Annotated in this window: 10 protein-coding genes; 2 read left to right on the top strand and 8 right to left on the bottom strand. The window is 34.6% G+C overall.

Annotated elements, in window-relative coordinates; genetic code table 11:
• Nucleotides 1-96: 96 nt before the first annotated feature.
• The 5 genes from DK442_RS28665 to DK442_RS19770 all read right to left on the bottom strand — a co-directional run bounded on the left by DK442_RS28665 (nt 97) and on the right by DK442_RS19770 (nt 13,558).
• Nucleotides 97-5,694: an Ig-like domain-containing protein gene (locus DK442_RS28665; protein ID WP_109437621.1), complete on the bottom strand. Its 5,598-nt coding sequence runs from the start codon at nt 5,692-5,694 to the stop codon at nt 97-99.
• A gap of 651 nt (nt 5,695-6,345) precedes the next feature.
• A complete protein-coding gene (locus DK442_RS19785) occupies nt 6,346-9,354 on the bottom strand; it encodes a carbohydrate-binding protein (protein ID WP_109437620.1) in 3,009 nt (1,002 codons plus the stop codon).
• A gap of 220 nt (nt 9,355-9,574) precedes the next feature.
• On the bottom strand, nt 9,575-11,152 hold the full coding sequence (locus DK442_RS19780) for a T9SS type A sorting domain-containing protein (protein WP_109437619.1): 1,578 nt from the start codon (nt 11,150-11,152) through the stop codon (nt 9,575-9,577).
• Between the two features lie 444 nt (nt 11,153-11,596).
• The gene (locus DK442_RS19775) at nt 11,597-12,346 is read right to left on the bottom strand and encodes a C40 family peptidase (protein ID WP_109437618.1); all 750 of its coding nucleotides are present in this window, start codon (nt 12,344-12,346) and stop codon (nt 11,597-11,599) included.
• A 33-nt stretch (nt 12,347-12,379) separates the two neighbouring features.
• Entirely contained in the window at nt 12,380-13,558 is a 1,179-nt protein-coding gene (locus DK442_RS19770; RefSeq protein ID WP_109437617.1) for an acetyl-CoA C-acyltransferase, read from the bottom strand.
• Nucleotides 13,559-13,704: 146 nt separating this feature from the next.
• Between DK442_RS19770 and DK442_RS19765 the strand changes: the two genes are divergently transcribed.
• Together DK442_RS19765 and DK442_RS19760 are read left to right on the top strand one after the other, a co-directional pair.
• Nucleotides 13,705-15,750 carry an HDIG domain-containing metalloprotein gene (locus tag DK442_RS19765; RefSeq protein ID WP_200825143.1) on the top strand — a complete coding sequence of 682 codons (2,046 nt, stop codon included), beginning with the start codon at nt 13,705-13,707 and terminating at the stop codon, nt 15,748-15,750.
• 58 nt (nt 15,751-15,808) lie between these two features.
• Nucleotides 15,809-16,393: a hypothetical protein gene (locus tag DK442_RS19760; RefSeq protein WP_109437615.1), complete on the top strand. Its 585-nt coding sequence runs from the start codon at nt 15,809-15,811 to the stop codon at nt 16,391-16,393.
• On the opposite strand, the gene DK442_RS19755 is transcribed toward DK442_RS19760, so the two are convergent.
• From DK442_RS19755 to DK442_RS19745, 3 genes are all read right to left on the bottom strand, one after another.
• Nucleotides 16,390-16,662 (bottom strand): DUF3817 domain-containing protein, encoded by a 273-nt coding sequence (locus DK442_RS19755; protein WP_109437614.1) that lies wholly within the window; start codon nt 16,660-16,662, stop codon nt 16,390-16,392. The two genes, DK442_RS19760 and DK442_RS19755, sit on opposite strands and share 4 nt — an antisense overlap.
• 25 nt (nt 16,663-16,687) lie before the next feature.
• Entirely contained in the window at nt 16,688-17,929 is a 1,242-nt protein-coding gene (locus tag DK442_RS19750) for a mechanosensitive ion channel family protein (protein ID WP_109437613.1), read from the bottom strand.
• A 146-nt stretch (nt 17,930-18,075) separates the two neighbouring features.
• Complete coding sequence (locus tag DK442_RS19745) at nt 18,076-20,697, bottom strand: TonB-dependent receptor (protein ID WP_109437612.1); 2,622 nt, start codon at nt 20,695-20,697, stop codon at nt 18,076-18,078.
• Between the last annotated feature and the right edge of the window lie 115 nt (nt 20,698-20,812).

Raw genomic sequence — 20,812 nt, 5'->3', positions numbered from 1 at the left:
AATAACAAATAGTATTCATTTTATCAAAGTTAAAAGGTGACTCTATTACAATAGAGTCACCTTTAATACTAATACTTAATAGTATAATAATCTAAGTTAATTTTTCATGAATTGAAGAGTAGTATTCTTACTAGCACTTCTTACCATTAAAAAGTAAATTCCGTTTTGAAGACGAGATACATCTAGTTTCATGTTATTTTCTGTTGATGTAGTTTCTCGAATTACTGTTCGTCCTGAAAGATCTCTAACAGATATAACATCTTGTTTTGCGATACCTATAAGTTGTAATTGATCTTGTGCAGGGTTAGGGTATGCGACTATTTTAGTGTTGTCTAAAGCAATTTTGGCACTGGCCGGCGCATCATAAGTAATAGTTAAAACGGGTTTTCCAGTCGCAGCTTCAGAAGAATTGAAGTTAGCATCTCCACCGCTAGCCTGGCTAACGATTAAGGTTAAGAAATTACCACTTACGGTAACACCAGTTAAAGCGATATCTTTAACTGCACCATTTGAGAAAGGACCATTTACATTTCCTAATGAAGCACCTTTGGCAGGAGCATTAGCAGAAGTTAAATTCGTTTCTGTCCAATTGCTATTAGTTCCCAGGTTAACGTTAATTACTCCGTTACCCACATCAGTATTTCCTGTAAGTTTTAAACTTGCAGAAGTAATAGCTCCAGTGATACCCGAGACATCGAATTTTAAGTAAGAAACACGATTTGTTCCATCAACATAAAGAACACTATTATTTATTGTAGAATTATTACTTGCTTGTATGTAAGCATCATCTACAGGGTTTAAAGTTGCTGTTTGCGGTGTGGTAGTTGTACCTCCAGAAGTACTACCAGAAAGTGTAGCAACTGGACTTGGTCCATTTCCTCCTGCACCACACAGAGAACGTACCACAAAATCGTATGTAGTACCAGCTACTAAATTATTAACAGTAATTGATGTAACACCTAAAGATCCAGAAGCAAAAGCGAAAGCACCAGATAAAGAACCTGTATACGTGCCATCATTAAATGCTCTTACCTCAATTGTTCTAGTATCATTAGAAGTATTATCAAAAGATAAAGTTGCAGATGTATCAGTAACACTTGATACTGTTAACCCTGTTGGAGCAACACTACAATCAGCAGTATTGATAGCATTTACAGTGATAGCACTGGTAGCAGTAAAGTTTCCATCTACAGAAGTAACAGTAATAGTAGCAGTTCCTGCATCCACTCCGGTAACTACACCAGTACCATTAACTGTTGCTATAGCGGTGTTGCTAGAGCTCCATGTTACATTTTTATTAGTTGCATTAGCGGGAGCTACGGTTGCAGTTAAGTTACTAGTTTGTCCAACATCAATTGAAGCTGTTGTTGGCGAAACACTTACTCCGGTTACAGCAATTGTAGTTGTACCTCCAGAAGTGGTTCCGGTTACTATAGGAGAAGTAGTACTAACTCCTGGAGTTCCTCCAACGCATAAAGCACGGAAAACAAAATCGTATGTAGTACCAGCGACTAATCCGTTAATTGTAATAGAAGTACTTCCCGCAGGTGCACTTGCATAACTTGAAGCTCCAACACTTACATTTCCTGTAAAAGTTCCTGGTGCGTAAGATCTTAATTCAAAAGTTCTGGTATCACTCGCAGTATTATCAAATGATAAAGTTGCAGAAGTATCAGTAACATTGGATACTGTTAAACCTGTTGGTGCAGCACTACAATCGGCAGTATTGACTGCATTTACAGTGATTGCACTAGTAGCAGTGAGGTTTCCATCGACAGTAGTTACCGTAATAGTCACAGCTCCTGCAGATATTCCAGTAACTACACCACTAGTATTAACCGTTGCAATTGCAGTGTTACTAGAACTCCATGTTACATTTTTATTGGTTGCATTAACTGGAGCAACAGTTGTTGTTAAGTTACTAGTTTGTCCAACATCAATTGAAGCTGTTGTTGGCGAAACACTTACTCCGGTTACAGCAATTGTAGTTGTACCTCCTGAAGTAGTTCCTACAACCGTTGGAGCTAATGGACTTGCTCCCGGAGTTCCTCCTGAGCATAGAGCACGGAATACAAAATCATATGCCGTACCTGCTTGTAAATTATTCATAGTAACTGATGTACTACCTGCAGCTGCAGCTGCAAAACCAGATGAAGTTGCATTTATATCTCCTGTAAAAGTTCCTTGAGGGAAAGCTCTTAATTCAAAAGTTCTACTATCATTAGTAGTATTATCAAATGATAAAGTTACAGATGTATTGGTTACACCTGATACTGTTAAGTTTGTTGGTGCAGTATTACAATCAGCAGGTGTTGGTGTATTGTCACTACACCTAAATTCTAATGATGTCCAACGTCCTCTAGAAAAAGCAGTACCATTTCCTTCTGGAATATTACCATTAGTATTAGAATTAAATTCTACTCTAAGTACGGCTTCATTGGCCACAGTTATGCCTGTAAAAGTTTGACTAGCAGGAGCATAATCTGTAGTTGTAGTAGGGTTTTGGAATGTACCAATTAATACTTCATCTATAAATATTCTATAGGTACTTTCACCATCTAATTCGGTAAGTGTATTAATAACGACATCATAAGTTCCAGCTTCACCACTGAATGAAGTTGTTGCAGCAGCAAATTGATCTTTGTATTGTGATGCATCAATTGCTAAAGCATTTCTTACAGTATCTACATATCCAGGAGCAAACCCAGTTAATTCTCTGTTGGCAAAATCAGTAATAGCGCTTAGGCTTACATTAGTACAAGAAGATCCTCCACCGACAGTAACAGTACTTGTAGCAGTAAACCCACCATCAGCAGTTGTTGCTGTGATAATTGCACTACCGGTTGCAACACCAGTAACTACACCAGTCGCACTAACTGTAGCTACTGCAGTATTATTTGAACTCCAAGTTATACCTCTATTAGTGGCATTAGAAGGGGTAAAGCTTGGTGTTAAAGCACTAGTCTGACCAGCATTAATAGAAACCGTTGCAGGAGATACAGAAACTCCAGTTACAGCTATAGGGGTAGTATTACCCTCTCGTGGAGATTCTGGAGTTGTAGTGTTCATTGCTATAGTTCCTTTTCCAGTTTGGAACATAAATAACCTATCTATAACATGTCCCTGTGAACGTCCTGCTACTTCAATAGAATAATAGCCGGGAGCATCAAAGTCAGCAAAAATTACTAATCCGTTTTGACCGTTATGCTCACCAAAACATTCATTAACAAAGGCATCTTTCTGTACCCATACTTTCATCCATTCATTTAGACTTCCAACCTTGGCACTTCCTTTTGTTCCATAAAAATCGGTTCCGTTAACTTTTAACCAGGAATCATTTGCACCATCAAATGTTGTTGAATTGAAACCATATCCTGTTCGCCAAATAAATTGATAAGTACCAGGAGTATTTATCTTGATATCATATTTTAAAACTCCATCAGGAAGAGGATCAACGAATTGGCGATCTGGACCATCATATTGGATATAACCATTACCTAAAGGCTGATTTCCTCCAGTTGTTTTTTTCGACCAAAGTGAATTTGTGGGAAAATCAAGTGATTCAGTATCAATGACTAAATAACCATCAGATTCTACCCAGGCACCTGTTATGACTGGCGCAGGAGTAACAGTAACTGTAGAGGTATCAGTAAAACCACCATCTTGAGTAGTTACAGTTATAGTTGCTGTACCTTCTACAACTCCAGTTACAACACCGTTAGCATTTACCGTAGCTACTGCTGTATTATTTGAAGACCATGATACATTTCTATTAGCGGCTGATGAAGGAGTTACTACTGCTGTCAAATTAGATGTGCTTCCTACATTTATAGATACCGTTGCTTGTGTAATGCTTACTCCAGAAACTGGATCTGTACCATTTTGTCTTACTAAAGCAACCCAATCAGAGTTTGCAGAATTAGGAGGGTTACCAATACTTCTGTTAGCACCACCAGCAACCTGAGTAACACTACCATTTAATAGCGCTCCTCCGTTACGTGGATTAAACCATTGTACTGAGAAGTCTCCTGATTGTCCATTTAAGTTTAGATTGGTTGAACCTCCATTTTCTAGATAGATTACATAAGTTCTACCAGTTTCAGCCAAACAGTTTGCAGAACCTGAAACTAAATTGTCATTATTTGAAGTTTTCCAAAATTCAATATTATTATTTTGAAAAAAATCAATTACAGCATAACGTGACCAGTTGAATAATGTATTAAAACGGTTAAAATTTTCGGTTTTAAAATCACCTTGTCCACCACCATACCACATTACACCAGGTCCACCAGCGATCATAGTTTTCCAAAGAATACGGGTTCTTGCTTCTGTTTTTACTGAGCTATTAGCGATATCTTGCGATGTAAATATTCCAGTTCCACCAGGGTTTTGTTCATCAGAAGCAACTACCCATGGAGTTCCGTCATTTTTGGAATTATTAATCCAAGTTAATATTCCGTCAGGACCATTATAAGCAGAGGCATAATTATTTTTACTAGAACTCTGTATAGATGCTCCTGTTAGTTTTGCATCAAGACTTAACCAAGTTGTGTACTTATTGTGTTCATCTGGATATGTGTGAATTACACGATGGTTTTGCCAAGGATCATTAGCAGCCATAAAATCAATACGTTCGATAGCACTGGCAGGAGTTCCTCTATATTCTTCAGAAAAATTCCATTCTACTGCAAGATGATGCCCAAATCGTGCAATCATTTCTCGATAATATGTTTTTAATTCGGTACTGTTTAAAGCATCCCAGTTTTCGTTTTCAGCTAATTTTAAATGTAACAATAACCCATTTTGTTCAGCATGGTTTAAAACAATTTCCCATTGTTCTAATTTAGATACGTCATAAACAAATTTAGCATTAGCGGTTGTCCATGGGTATACATTTTTATCATCACCCCCAAAAAGACTCATAGAAACAGAGTTCATTTTTTGATCTTTCAGATAATTTAAGGCACCGATAATATTTTTACCTTTACCACCATCCCAGGTTGGGTCAGTGTTGTTATAATCTGTAGCATGTGGGTTAAATTGATGTTCTGGAGTAAACCCAGAATTAATATTACCCGCTACATCAGCATCAAAATCATTATAGTTTAAGAAATTTTCAGGAGAATCAGGACCTAACTTCAAATAGTATTCTCCTGTTTCAGAGAATTGAAGATAACGACGTTCACTATCGGTACCAGTCGTTTTATAGACCAAACGTCCTTTTGCTCTTAAATCAGGAACTGTTTTATTAGACGCAGTAATACTTCCAGCACTTCCTGTGAGATTATGCACGGGAGAAGGTAGATTACCAACATTACTAATTGCAATATCATTACCGGTATAATACAATACACGATATGTCCAGTTTCCCGTTTCATCGGGTCTTAGATAAGCCTTATATACTTTACCTTGTTTTGCATTGGTGTTAGCTGCATTTCCATCTGCAGCAAAAAAACCAGGTACTCTGATATTTCTACCACTTGGACTTGTAAAAATCACATCCATTCTAGTATTTCTAAATGTGGCTGCAGCTTCGGTTAAATTATTCCCTGGTAATGTTAAGGAAACGGTTATTTTATGCCATTTCTGGAGTGTTCCGCTGACATCAACGGATTGCGAATGCCCTCTAAAGGGCATAATTAATAACATCACTATTGTTAATAATGATGGAATTAATACTGGAGTTTTTTTCATGATTTGTGTTTGTGTTAAAAAGTTTTTTTAGTTAAATAGTTCTGTTTTAAATAAACCGAGCTAATGTATTGTTACCATAATGGAATCACTATAGTTATTACATAAAAGAAGGGTACAAATGATTTTGTACTCCATTTGTACACTATGTACCCTGTTTGTACCCCTCTTAAGAAATACTCCCGTTCTCAATACATGGTTTTGGTTAAAGGTCTTAAAATCAGAATTTTAAATATGAATAGGGTGGTTTGAAAGTTATTTTTTAATGTTACTCTTAATATGAAGGCAGTAGGAGCTTCCAAAGTGAGATGGCAGTAATAATTGTCTAAAAGAACTGATAAACTAAAATGTTAGAAGTCAGTTTTATATAAGGTTTATTTGCTGAACGATTTAATATTTATAAGTATAATTAGAGCTGCTATATTATAAATGACAGAAAGAGGAATTTCTACAGTTAAAAAAAATAATCTATTAATGAAATGTTTTTAACTGATTGATAATAGGATATAGAGTGCTGTAATGTGTGAATGAAAGATAAAAATGATATTGGTTTATTTCACTATCTAAATATGAAATTATAAGCTTTAATAACTATAAAAACGCCATGCATTTATTTTGCATGGCGTTTTAAGATATTGAATGATTTGATTTATTTTAATTTTTCATAAATCGAAGTGTGGTACTTTTACTGTTGTTTTTTATTGTTAAAAAGTATACTCCTTTTTGAAGGTTAGACACATCTAGTTTCATATTTTTTGTTGTTGATGTATTTTCTCGAATTACAGTTCTTCCTGAAAGATCTCTAACGGATATAACATCGTATTTAGCAATACCAAGTACTTGCAGTTCATTTACTGCTGGATTTGGATATACCATTGTTTTAGAGGTGTCTAACGCAATTTTGGCACTAGCTGGCGCATCATAGGTAATAGTTAATACAGGTTTCCCATTAGCATTTTCATCAGAAGCAAAACTAACGTCATTTCCTCCAGTTTGTGTTACTACTAAAGATAAGAAATTACCACTAATGGCTAAATTACTTAATGTGAAATTTTGAGCTTGATTTAAACTATACGTTTTGTTTAAGTTTCCTAACAATACACCTTTAGCAGGAGCATTTGCTGTATTTAAATTAGCTTCAGTCCAATTATTACCATTACCAAGGTTTACTTCTATGTTACCATTACCACTATCACCACTTACAGTTAGTTTAAGTGTAGCGGCTGTAATCGGCCCATTAATACCTGATACGTCAAATTTTAGGTAGGAAACTCTTTTTCCACTTTCAGTACGTAATATAGAACTATTGTAACGAGTATTTCCTTGCAGGAATGCATCATCAATGGCTGATAATGTTGTAGTTTGAGGAGTGGTTGCGGATGTACCTCCTGTAGTACTTCCTACGATAGTAGGAGCTAGTGGACTCGCACCAGGAGTTCCTCCACTACATAAAGCTCTTAATACAAAATCATAAGAAGTTCCGTTTTGTAAACCATTCATCGTTATAGAAGTATTTCCGGCAGCACCAGCAGCAAATCCTACACCGCCAGAATTAATGTTTCCTGAGAATCCACCCTTAGGGAATGCCCTTAATTCAAACGTACGTGTATCATTAGCAGTATTGTTATATGATATAGTGACCGAAGTGTTCGTAGCACTTGCAATAGCCAGATTAGTAGGTGCTGTACTGCAATTAGCAGAACCGGTTGGAGTAGTCAAAGTTAATACAGCACGATCAAAGTTAAACAAGAAACCAGCAGTACCAGTATACGTAAAACGAATTTTTTGTGTACCTGCAGCCAAATTCAGGTTTCCAGAAACAGGAGTACTATAGTTATGCCAGTCATTATTTACAGGAACAGTTAAGCTTGCCAAATTATTTCCGGCAACAGAAGCTACAATATTTCCTCCCACACCATTTGAAGATACGAAGGCATCCATTTTATAAGTACCCGCATTAGTAACATTAATATTGTATTCTGTATAGTTATTATTTGTAATAAATCCTAAATTTTGACCGCCTCCTGGTGTGTTTTCAGCTTTTACTCCTCCATTTTTAGCGACAAAGTTTTCTACTTGAATGGTTCCCGGAATAGCAATTGAAGTAGGGTTAGGGTTTGGATTATCACAATTTGCTGCAATAGGATTGGCTCCTGCACCAGATGGCTTAGTATACGCTTTTGATAAAATAAATTTATCCATTTCAAAACCATCTTCTCTCATAGAAAACGAAATGGTATGAATACCAGCGGTAGGTACGTTTATAAATATTTGCTGTGCAACTCCACAGTGATTAGCATTCGTACGTTGTTTACTTTCCCATGTCCAGGCATTTTTACCGGCACACCATTGCATTTTCTTTCCAGAATCTGGCCAGGTACCATCAATACCAACATGTATTCCGTTATCCTCGGATCCAGTAGAATACGCTCTTACCCAAACAAAATATTTACCTGGAGAATTAAATTTTACTTTGTAATCTAATACTGCAGCGACACCTGGTGCATCAGAAAAGCTAACTCCAGGAACTAGAGGGTCACCATGCGTTACACGAGTATCAGGTAATAACTCAACATATTTTCCTCCACTTGCAGCTCCTTGATGACCTGGATCTGGATCTGGATTAGGCGTGCTACCATTTCCTCCGCTACCAATAATAAACCACTCTCTATCTTTAGTTTTAGATTGTTTTACAAAATCTTCAGCTTCGATAGCTGCTACACCATTTTTTTCTTCAAATGTTTTACCAGTACATGGAGTAGGGTCTGGACCAGGGTTTGATATAGTATTCATTACATATCTTGACCAAAATTTGTCATGTGTATCTGCATTTGAACCTATTTCAAAAATCCACCAGTTTTCTACACAATCTGAATAATCAACACCATCTGTGAAGAAGAATGACCAATCATGGGGAAATCCGTTTGGGAAATAATTGTTGAAAATACGATCAGCCTCTGTCCATAGGGTTTTAGCTACACTATTGGGAGAGTTTTTAGCTTGATCAACAAATGAATTACTTCTATTTCTGTACATAGGAGTAGACCAGGGTCCATGATCTCCCCAACCATCGTTCCAACCAGCATTTCCATCATCAAGAAGAAAATATCTAGTATTTGCTTTTACATTGTTGAGTTTTGATTGATTAGCCTGCCCCTCATTAAAGCCATCATCATGTTGTACGAGAATGACATTGTTTTTAGTTGTATTAGAGTTGATACCATTGCTGGCATTAATTACTGGCATTAACCAATCAGCAGTAACATCTGATTGCCCTCCTTCCTGAACCCAAACTTTTCCTCCGTTTTGAAGAATGGGAACTACCTTACTGGTTATAGCAGCGATAGCAGCAGATCTATTAGAATGTGCATCGGTCCAGTTATTTCCAAATGCCATATTGAAAAGTGAATTTGACTGTAGATAACTACCACCTTGACCACCATAAGCACCAGCAACAGCAAAATAATTCACCCCACTTAAATCTGGATGTGCTAGCATACTACCTAAGGCAGCTACTGCATGGATATCATCCGGATCGGGTTTAATATCAAAACAAGCGATCAAAATATCCTTGTTTTTATTAAAACTAGGACGCTGAGCAAAGACTTGTGAACATATGGCCATAGTGACCATCATTAAAAAAATACGAATTTTAGATTTCATGATTTGTGTTTGTGTTTGTGTTTAAAAAGTTTTTTGTTTAAATGTTAGTTTTACCTTAAACTGTATATACTAAATGTATTACTGCTATAATGGAATAACTATAACTATTATTTAAAAGAGGATTACAAATGATTTTGTATACCATTTGTACTCTATGTACACTTTTTGTACACCTCTTAATAATTACATTTATAATCAGGGTTTATTTTTAAATTATGTTTTATTTTTTTACGAATTGAAGTGTGGTGTTTTTATTAGCATTTTTTACTGTTAATACGTATACTCCGTTTTGAAGACGAGATACATCCAAATTCATGTTTTTCTCTATAGATGTAACTTCTTTTATTACCATTTTTCCTGATAGGTCTTTAACAGATATAATATCTTGTTTAGCAATCCCAAGTATTTTCAATTGACTTGATGCAGGATTAGGGTATATTGCTATTTTATTATCTTCTAATGCACTGGTTTTAGAACCGACAGCATCAAACTTCCATTGTGTGTAGTTACCAGAATATGTTGTAGGACGTTGTACCATTGGACTGTTATCAGAGTCAGTGGTAGGTCTGAAGTAATGATTAGTTTGTCTGTTTTGTAAGTAAAAATATCCATTAGAAGAATTTACTTTTTTCCATTGTGTATAGTTGCCACTATAACTAGTAGGCCTTTGCTCAAGGGCAGAACCATCATTATTACCTACTGGCCTAAAATATTTCCCAGTTTCTACATTTTTTAAATAAAAATAACCATTAGAAGTATTTACTTGTTCCCATTTTACAATATTACTTGTAGTGCTTGCCGGAACTTGGATTAATGTAATGCCATCTGCATTATTCTGAGGACGTAATTTTTTTCCTGTTTGACGATTTACTATAAAAAATTGCTGATTTGGATTAGGGTTTGGACCCGGGTTTGATGTTGTATTCATTACATATCTTGACCAAAATTTGTCATGTGTATCTGCATTTGAACCTATTTCAAAAATCCACCAGTTTTCTACACAATCTGAATAATCAACACCATCTGTGAAGAAGAATGACCAATCATGGGGAAATCCGTTTGGGAAATAACTGTTGAAAAGACGATCAGCCTCTGTCCATAGGGCTTTAGCTACACTATTAGGAGAGTTTTTAGCTTGATCAACAAATGAATTACTTCTATTTCTGTACATAGGAGTAGACCAGGGTCCATGATCTCCCCAACCATCGTTCCAACCAGCATTTCCATCATCAAGAAGAAAATATCTAGTATTTGCTTTTACATTGTTGAGTTTTGATTGATTAGCCTGCCCCTCATTAAAGCCATCATCATGTTGTACGAGAATGACATTGTTTTTAGTTGTATTAGAGTTGATACCATTGCTGGCATTAATTACTGGCATTAACCAATCAGCAGTAACATCTGATTGCCCTCCTTCCTGAACCCAAACTTTTCCTCCGTTTTGAAGAATGGGAACTACCTTACTGGTTATAGCAGCGATAGCAGCAGATCTATTAGAATGTGCATCGGTCCAGTTATTTCCAAATGCCATATTGAAAAGTGAATTTGACTGTAGATAACTACCACCTTGACTACCATAAGCCCCAGCAACAGCAAAATAATTCACCCCAGTTAAATCTGGATGTGCTAGCATACTACCTAAGGCGGCTACTGCATGGATATCATCCGGATCAGGTTTGATATCAAAACAAGCGATCAAAATATCCTTGTTTTTATTAAAACTAGGACGCTGAGCAAAGACTTGTGAGCATATGGCCATAATGGCCATCATTAAAAAAAAGTGAATTTTAGATTTCATGATTTGAGTTTTAAGAGTTTTAATAAAAAGATTTAGTTGGTGTCTTAAAATAGACGGCGCTAATTTATTATTACCATTATGGAATGACTATAGTTATTGTGTAAAAGACAGATCGTATATTATTTTGTATACCATTTGTACTCCATGTACCCCTTTTGTATACCTTTAGGAAGATGTATTGGTTACAAAATTGATGTAGTTTAGTTATTTGATAGATAGTGTTTTGTATAAAATCAAAGATGTTTTATTACTATTTATGACAAATATTACAGTTTTTGAGAATTTACAAGATTTATGTAAAAATAAGAGAGGTATATTAAAGGTTTTAAGAGAAAATTTGATAAACAATAATTATCTATAATACACTCCCGAAAAATAAAATGTTTTACAACAAATGGTTTTTGTAAGTGCTATAATAATCCAATCCGAAAATATAGATAAGATTTAGATAATTCGTTTAATTACTCGTAGTTGATGTGTATGAGTGCGTTTTTCTACATTGTAGATTCCGGTATGATCAATACGATCCACACGCACTTTTCCGTGCGCATGGATAATATAGTTATCTTTCATCATAATACCTACATGTGTGATAGCGCCTTCATCATTATCAAAAAAGGCTAGATCCCCAGGTTCACTCTCTTCAATAAAACTAAGAGCTTCACCTTGTGTAGCTTGTTGTGAAGCATCTCTTAGCAATTGGTGACCAGTAAGCTTATATACCATCTGGGTGAATCCACTACAATCAATTCCAAAATTAGTTCTTCCTCCCCATAAGTAAGGAGCATTGAGAAAAAGAAAGGCAGTTTGTACAATGGTTTCTTTAGGTAATACGTCTAGAATTCTAGTTCCTTCGTAATGATGCTTAAAAAAGTCAAGAGCTTTTAAAGACGAACCTAACGGAATGGGCATTAATTGATCTTCTTGACAGCTTACAAACTCTACCATGTCTCCTACAAGACATTGAGGTTTGTCATTAAAATTTTTGTATATCTGTTCTGTAATTTCTAAGTATTGTTTATTGTCGATCCAGCCCTCATATTTATCAAAAGCTAATCGAATTTTACTCCACTTTTTACGTTGCTCTAAAATTTTAAAATGTTCACCATAAAGAACTTGAGAAACCATTTCACTGGTATCTTGTGGTTCGAAACGTAATGGAACAATACTTAGATTACAAATACCGTATTGCATGTAATAATTTTAGTTAGAATTTTAATTTAATTATTACACACGTTCAATAACCATTGCTGATGCACCACCACCGCCATTACAGATTGCAGCAGCTCCGATTTTTGCATTATTTTGCTCAAGAACATTGATTAAAGTAATTAGGATGCGTACTCCAGAACAACCAAGAGGATGTCCTAATGATACAGCTCCACCATTTACATTTGTATTTTTATCAGTAAGTCCCAAAATCTTCATGTTTGATAGCCCCACTACAGAAAAAGCTTCATTAAATTCAAAAAAATCAACATCATCTTGAGAAATCCCAGCTTTTGCTAGTGCTTTAGGTAGTGCTTTAGAAGGCGCTGTTGTAAACCATTTTGGTTCGTGAGCGGCATCTGCATAGCCTTTTATTTTCACCAAAGGCTTTAGACCTAATTCAGCAGCTTTTTCTGCACTCATAACAATAACTGCTCCGGCACCATCATTAATTGTAGATGCATTTGCAGCGGTTACGGTTCCATCTTTAGAAAAAGCAGGACGCAATGATGATATTTTTTCCATTTTTACGTTTCTGTATTCTTCATCTTCGGTAACCATTACAGGTTCTCCGCGCCGTTGAGGAACAGCTACAGGAACAACTTCATTTGTAAATTTACCTTCAGCCCATGCTTTTGCAGATCTTTCATAGGATTGAATAGCAAATGCATCCTGATCTTCACGGCTGAAATTATATTCTGTAGCACATAAATCAGCACATGTACCCATAGCTTGCTGATCGTAAGCATCTACTAGTCCGTCTTTTTGCATACCATCTTCTAAGGTCTGAGGTCCAAATTTATGTCCAGCTCTTAGTCTAACATAATGAGGTATTAAACTCATACTTTCCATTCCTCCGGCAACGACTATATCAGCATCACCCAGGGCTATGGCTTGTACCGCATGCATTACAGATTTCATACCACTAGCACATACTTTATTGACTGTTGTACAAGGAACATTTTCAGAGATTCCAGCTGCTAATGCAGCTTGTCTTGCGGGAGCTTGACCATTTCCTGCCTGTACTACATTACCCATAAATACTTCTTGCACAAGAGAAGGGTCGAGGTTTATTTTATCTAGAGCACCTTGGATTGCTGTAGCTCCTAATTGTGTAGCTGGAACAGTAGATAAACTTCCCATAAAACTTCCAATTGGCGTACGAGCTGCAGATACAATTACTACTTCTTTATTCATTATTTTTATTTTAAAAAATGTGTGTATTGTTATTCTGCGAATTTAATGATTTTTGAAGGATATACATAGTGAAGTTACTAACAAGCCGCCTAATATTACACTGACTTATTTTTTATTACTTTTGAGTAATTTATAGAATAATATTTGTGAAAAGGTTTTTAAACAATCTATATAAACGGCAATCCTCAATGTACAGGATTTTTCTGTTTATATGTACCACTGCACTTATCGTGTATTTATTTCCTAAAGGAGGAATTTTTAAATACGAATTTACCAAAGGTAAACCTTGGCAATATGAAAACTTATATGCTCCTTTTGATTTTGCTATAGCAAAGACTGAATCAGAGATAGAGATAGAGAAGACTCGTATTAAAGACAATGTTATTCCTTACTTTGATTATGATACAATAATTGCGAATACAGCTAAAGATTCTTATGATATAGCGTTTTCAAGTTATTTAAAAACTTTTAGTCAAAGCAGTTCTAGAGATGAAGCTAAACTTTTTGGAAGAATAGTCTTAAATGATATCTACCGACATGGTGTTTTACAAGAAACCTATTCTTATGATGATAAGAGACAAATATTTTTGAATAAAGGTAATGAAGCAGAAGCGATAACTTACGGACAAATTCTAACACCTAATGCGCTAACAAAACTTATCAATTCTAGAATAGATAAAAGTGAATATGCTAAGTTTAAAAGTGACTTTGTAGCACTGTTTTTTGATTTAATAAAACCTAATGTCAAATTAAATCAAAAGCTTACTGAAAGTACATTAGAGAATGAATTAACAAAAGTTTTGACTACTAGGGGTGGAGTTTCTAGAGGAAGTAGAATTATTGCCAAAGGAGAAGTAGTAGAAGGAGATAAACTACAAATATTAAATTCTTTAAAAGCAGAATATGAATCTCAGGTATGGAGTGATAAAAACTTCTATTGGATTGTATTGGGATATTGTCTGCTGGTTTCTTTGGCTCTTATGATGCTTTTATTGTTTATAAGAAAATATAGAAAAGATATTTATGAGAATAACACACAGGTGACCTTTATTTTCTTCAATGTTTTATTTTTGGTTTTAATTACGACATTGATGGTAAAATATCGCTCAGACTATATTTATGTCGTCCCTTTGTGTATTCTTCCTTTAGTACTTAAAGCATTTTTTGATTCAAGATTAGGGTTGTTTACCCATGTGATTACAGTTTTAATATTAGGTTTTGTTGTGCCTAATAGTTATGAGTATACGTTCTTACAGATCATTGCAGGAATTGTAACGATTCTTACAATTTCAGAATCATTTAAGAGAGCCAATTTGTTTATATCTGTTGGACAAATTACTATAATCTATATTTTGGCATACATTGCTTTTCATGTTATCCATGAAGGAAGTATTGGCAATATCGATTGGGTTACTGTAGGGTTATTCGTTATTAGTGGGTTTGCTACTTTAATTGTACACCCTTTGATATATGCTTATGAAAAGATTTTTGGATTAATTTCTGACGTATCTCTATTAGAATTAAGTGATACTAATTCGGTATTATTAAAAGAGTTATCTAATAAGGCTCCAGGAACATTTCATCACTCTCTTAACGTGGCTAATATTGCAGAAGCTGCAGCAAATGAAATAGGTGCAAATGCGATGCTAGTTAGAGTAGGAGCTCTATATCATGATATTGGTAAAATGGCCAATCCTACTTATTTTACCGAAAATCAATCGGCTTCTGGTAATGCCCATGACGTGCTATCTCCAAAAGAAAGTGCAAGAATCATTATTAATCATGTAATTCGAGGTGTAGAAATTGCTAAAAAAAATAACCTGCCTGATCGTGTTATTGATTTTATTAGAACACATCATGGAACCAGCACAGTATATTATTTTTATTCTAAAGAAAAAGAGGCAAATGAAAATGTAAATATTGAAGATTTTCAATATCCCGGACCTAAACCTTTTTCTAAGGAAACTGCGATTCTTATGATGAGCGATAGTGTTGAAGCTGCATCAAAAAGTCTTAAAAACCCTACAAGTAGTCTGATTGATTCTTTTGTAGAGAAGATAGTGAGCAAACAAATGGAAGATGGCCAATTCTTAAATGCGAATATCACCTTTAAAGAAATTCAACAGGTAAAAAAGGTTTTTAAGCGCAAATTGACTAATATTTATCATTTGAGGATCGAATATCCTGAGTAATTTTTTATGGCATATTGTTTGATTAAATTGATGTAAGATTTACACAATTTAAATCAACATGAAAAAAGACTCTTTTTTACTATTATTTTTTAGTGTATTAATAATATTTCCAATTTCTGCACAACTTGTAGTAGGAGGTAGAGTAGCTGTGGATGTAGACATAAATTTACCTATCCCAGATGTTGTTATTGAAAGAAGAACATCTAAACAACAGCTTCCAAAATCAAAGAGGGGACGTCCAATTGTTATACATAGATGTGATCATACGTGTCATCATGATTTTGGCGCTATCCAAAATCAAAATGCTCCTAGTGGAGAATATTTGTATCAAGTTGCGAATGCTTCTTTAGTACCTTCAGAAAATGGAGAGGATCATATAGTCTACGATTTAGATACAGGTGATGTGCTTGAAATTATTATAGTTACAGGTAATTATGCAGACTATAATTATCATTATTTTAACCCTGATTATAATAGTTTACCACCCGATAATATAATTTTAGCGATCACTTTTAATGGACAGGAAATTCCTTTACATACCGGGAGTATATCCATAGAACCCCAAGGTATAGGAGGATATCATAGTGTGCTTAATTTACATAGTATATATGAAGGAAATTTCAATGGTACTGTGAATTTCTAACGTAAATATTTTTTATCCATCCAAAATGTCCCAAATGGAATTATCGAACAAATAAGTACAATAGCTAATGTCTTAGTATCCCATTTTTTTTCTGTTTTTATAAGAATAGCAACTACGATATAACCCAAAAAGAGAAACCCATGAGCCATTCCAATTATTTTATTGGGTTCAGGAGATTCGAATATGTATTTTAATGGCATGGTTACAAATAGGATAAGTAAATAGGAAATACCTTCCAGGTAACTAATAATTCTAAAACTGGTAATCATAAATTTCTATTTAGTACAAAAAAGATTATTGTTTTTCAATCGTATAATTAAGTTCAAACACTTCTAGTTTAAAATAAGGTATTGCAGATAAAAGATGATCAAAAATATCAGCCATTATTTTTTCGTAATTTTTCCAAACTTTATCGTTGCTAAAAGCATATATTTCTAATGGTGTTCCTTGTGCACTAGGAGCAAGCTGTCTACTCATAATGGTCATGTTTTTATTAATATAAGGATGATCTTCGAGGTAGAAATCTACATATGCTCTAAAGACTCCCATATTAGTTAAGTTTCTTCCATTTATAAGTGTACTTTTATCGATGCTATGATCCTGATTATATGTGTCAATATCCTTTTGTATACTTTTGATGTAATCACTAATAAGTGCTATTTTTTTTAAATCTTCAAGATCTTTTTTCGATAAAAATGAAACACTGGAAGTTTTGATTAATAAAGCTCTTTTAATTCTTCTTCCGCCAGAATCCATCATACCTCGCCAATTTCTAAATGATTCTGAAGTTAAATGATACGTAGGAATTGTTGTAATGGTTTTATCAAAGTTCTGAACTTTAACAGAAGATAAATTGATCTCAATCACATCTCCATCAGCGCCATATTTTTCCATAGTAATCCAATCCCCAATCCTAACGGTATCGTTTACTGCTACTTGTATACTGGCTACAAAGCCTAAGATAGTATCCTTAAAAATCAAAAGAATAACCGCTGACATAGCTCCTAATGCAGTAAGAAATGTTAAGATAGATTTTCCTGTCATGGATGAGAAGACAAAAATAATTCCGATTGTCCAAACAAAAATCATAAAGACTTGTACATAACTATCAATTGGTTTGTCTTTAAATGAGCTTAAGGATTTTAAAAAATCTCTAAAGGTTCTTAGAATACTTCTTAAGATCCAAATCACTAATACAATAACCATAATATCGAACAAGGTCTCCAAATACCTTTCTGCAGTTGGGAAAGCAATAAATAGCATGGGTAGAACCCAAATGATAATGGATAGAGGGATGATATGAGCTAGATAATCAAAGGTTTTATTCTTAACTAAATAATCATCAAACGTATTTTTTGATCTAAAGGCATAGCTCTTAAAAATGGCTATGATTACTTTCCTCATCATAAGATCTAAAAAGAAAATAACAATAACAAGTATGCAAACTCCAATAAGTACATTTAAATATTCTGCTATATTTTCTGAAAGTCCTTTAGAAACAAAAAGGTTATAAAAGTAACGTGTTAAATCTTTCATCTGTATTTCAATACTATTTTATACAAAATTATGATTATAGTTATTGATGGAGCAATGAAACACAATATTTTTATACCAATTATGAAAAAAATAAAAAACGCTACATCATTCGATGTAGCGTTTTTATATCTTTATGATGTAAACTTTTAGAAGTTGAAATCTAATCTTGCATAGTAATATGCTCCGCCAAATCCCATTTGCACAGCATCCCAATATCCACCAGCTTCAGTTTCTCCATCATCTTGTTGATCAGGATATTCATTAAAAATGTTATTTCCGCCGATAGTAAATTTTAGTTTATCTGTTACTTTGTATCCTAAGTTTAAATCAGCAGTAATTTTTGCTCCGTATACATCTTCTGCATCTGTAAAATCGATAAGCGTTATTTCACTAAAATGAGTTAAACCAATTCCGGCATTAAATTTATTTTTGGTATAACTTGTATTCAAAGAAAATTTACTTTCTGGAGCAGAAGCTAATAAAAAGGCTTTTTCTCTTTCTCCAAAGAAAGTTCCTTCATCCAAAGGCCCATTATTCACATCTTCGATACTCATGTTATTTATATTTCCTGCTAATGTAGCAGAAAGGTTACCAAAACTATAATTTCCTTTCCAGGAAAGTATTAAATCTAGACCTACAGTTTCTGTGTCCACTCCATTAGCAAAGAATTGAGCTTCTGCTACATTTGGTATTTGTGGTGCAGCGAATGTACCAGTTAGCACAATTCTATCTTTAACATTAATATAGTATCCATCTATGGTTGCTGTAAAACTCCCAAAAGTAGCTGTAGCTCCTAGTGCTCCGTTTATTGCAGTTTCTTCTTCTAGTTGATCAATTCCAAAAGAAGCCGTAACCGGACTGTTGTTAGCAGATAGTAATGTTTCTGTTGCTACACCTCCTTGAAAATCTGTAAATCTAAGATTGTAATAAATTTGAGCTAATGATGGAGCTCTAAATCCTGTGCTCACAGAACCTCGAATATTAATATCCTCTGTTGCTTTGAATCTAAAGGATAATTTTCCATTAATTGTACTTCCAAAATCACTATAATCTTCAAATCTTGCAGCAGCTCCTAATAAGAAACGATCAGTAATATCAAGTTCACTATCTGCATATACTGAAATGTTTGACCTAGAACGATCTACTTCGTTTGCAGGGCTATACCCCGGGAATCCTTGTGAACCACCTGGTCTTAAATTACCAGAATCGGGATCAGTTGGTTGTGTCTGGGTTGCAGGATCTGTTATTGGTAAACCATTAACATCATATGTAGCATAAGATCCTTCTTCACCAGCAAAAATTTCAAAATTCTCAGTTCTGTATTCTGTACCAAACGCTATATTAAGTCCTTGAAGGATATTAGGGTAGTATTTAGAAAAATCTAAGCTGGTCGTGTTCTGACTTAAACTATGTCCTCCGGCATCAAAATCTGTTGGAGAAGATTCCTGAAGAGAAGCATTCAATGTTCCTTTAATAAAATAATGAAAGTTGTTTTTACCCCAGGTATTATTAATGTCAATTTTCCAACCACTATCTGTTTCTGTTCTAATTCCTGCAGAAACTGAATTATCTATGATATTAGATGTTATTCTAGGAGTAAAGCCATTTGGATAGATTTGAGTTACAACGCGTTCTCCTCCGTTACGAGTAAATGCAAAAGCATCAGTATCCCTATAATTTCTTCCTCCAAAAGCGTACAGTTCTGTCTTTTTTGATAATGGTATTGCGGCATTTGCAAAGAAATTGAAACCATCTATTGCAGCTTCACCAAACCCCCTTCTAAAATCAAAACCAGGACGTAATGTTTTATTTTTACTAAGATATTCTGTAGTGAAGTTAGCAAAACCACCTTCTCCAATTTCAACACCATAATTTGCAGTAATTTTTACTGACCCTCCATCAAAATCCTTATCATCTGCGATTCGGTTTCCATCGTTTTCTGTATCCAAACGATTTCCATCTGTATTAGGAGTCCCTGCCGGAAAATCTCCTTTAGCATTTGTATTGTATGCTCCATAACTAATACTACCCGTTAATTTGTTGACACTGTTCTTTAAAACAATATTGATTACACCGGCAATAGCATCAGAACCATATTGCGCTGCAGCACCATCTCTTAAGACTTCAATTCTTTTTATAGAAGAGGCAGGGATAGCATTAAGATCTGTACCAGAATTACCTCTACCTCTTGTTCCAAACACATTGATTAGAGAAGAAGAATGTCTTCTTTTTCCGTTAATTAAAACAAGAGTCTGATCAGGACCGAGACCACGTAGAGTAGCAGGGTCTATATGATCTGCTCCATCAGATCCAGATTGTTTATTCGCATTAAATGAGGGAGCAGCATATTGTAATAGTTCATTAATTTCTATTTTACCACTTTTGGTAATTACATCCTGCATATCAATAATATCAATAGCAACAGGGGTATCTGTGGCAGTTCGTTTTGGACTCCTTGATCCAACAACAACAATAGTTCTTAATGCTTCTCCATCTAATAGAACAACATCAATCTTCTCTTGAGTTCCTACCAGAATTTCTTGAGTTTGGAAACCAACAAAACTATAGACTAAGGTAGCATTTGCATCTACTGCAATAGAATAATTACCTTGATCATCTGTGGTTGTACCCTTAGAAGAGCCTTTTTCTATGATATTTACATAAGGTAAAGGAATTCCTTGAGTGTCTGTTACAGTTCCTGTTACAATTTGTTGACTGAAGCCTAAACTTGTAAGTAACCCGAATAAAATGAGTGTGAATTTTTTCATGTATTAATGTTTATTTAAGTTGATTGTTATGCTAAAGATATTTAAAAGATAATTATAACACATCTTATTCTAACTAGTTTTTAACCATATTATGTAGTTCTTATATATTTAGTTA

This window comes from Aquimarina sp. AU119 (assembly GCF_900312735.1).
GTDB classification, from domain to species: domain Bacteria; phylum Bacteroidota; class Bacteroidia; order Flavobacteriales; family Flavobacteriaceae; genus Aquimarina; species Aquimarina algiphila.
This window is presented reverse-complemented; position numbering and strand designations above follow the sequence as displayed.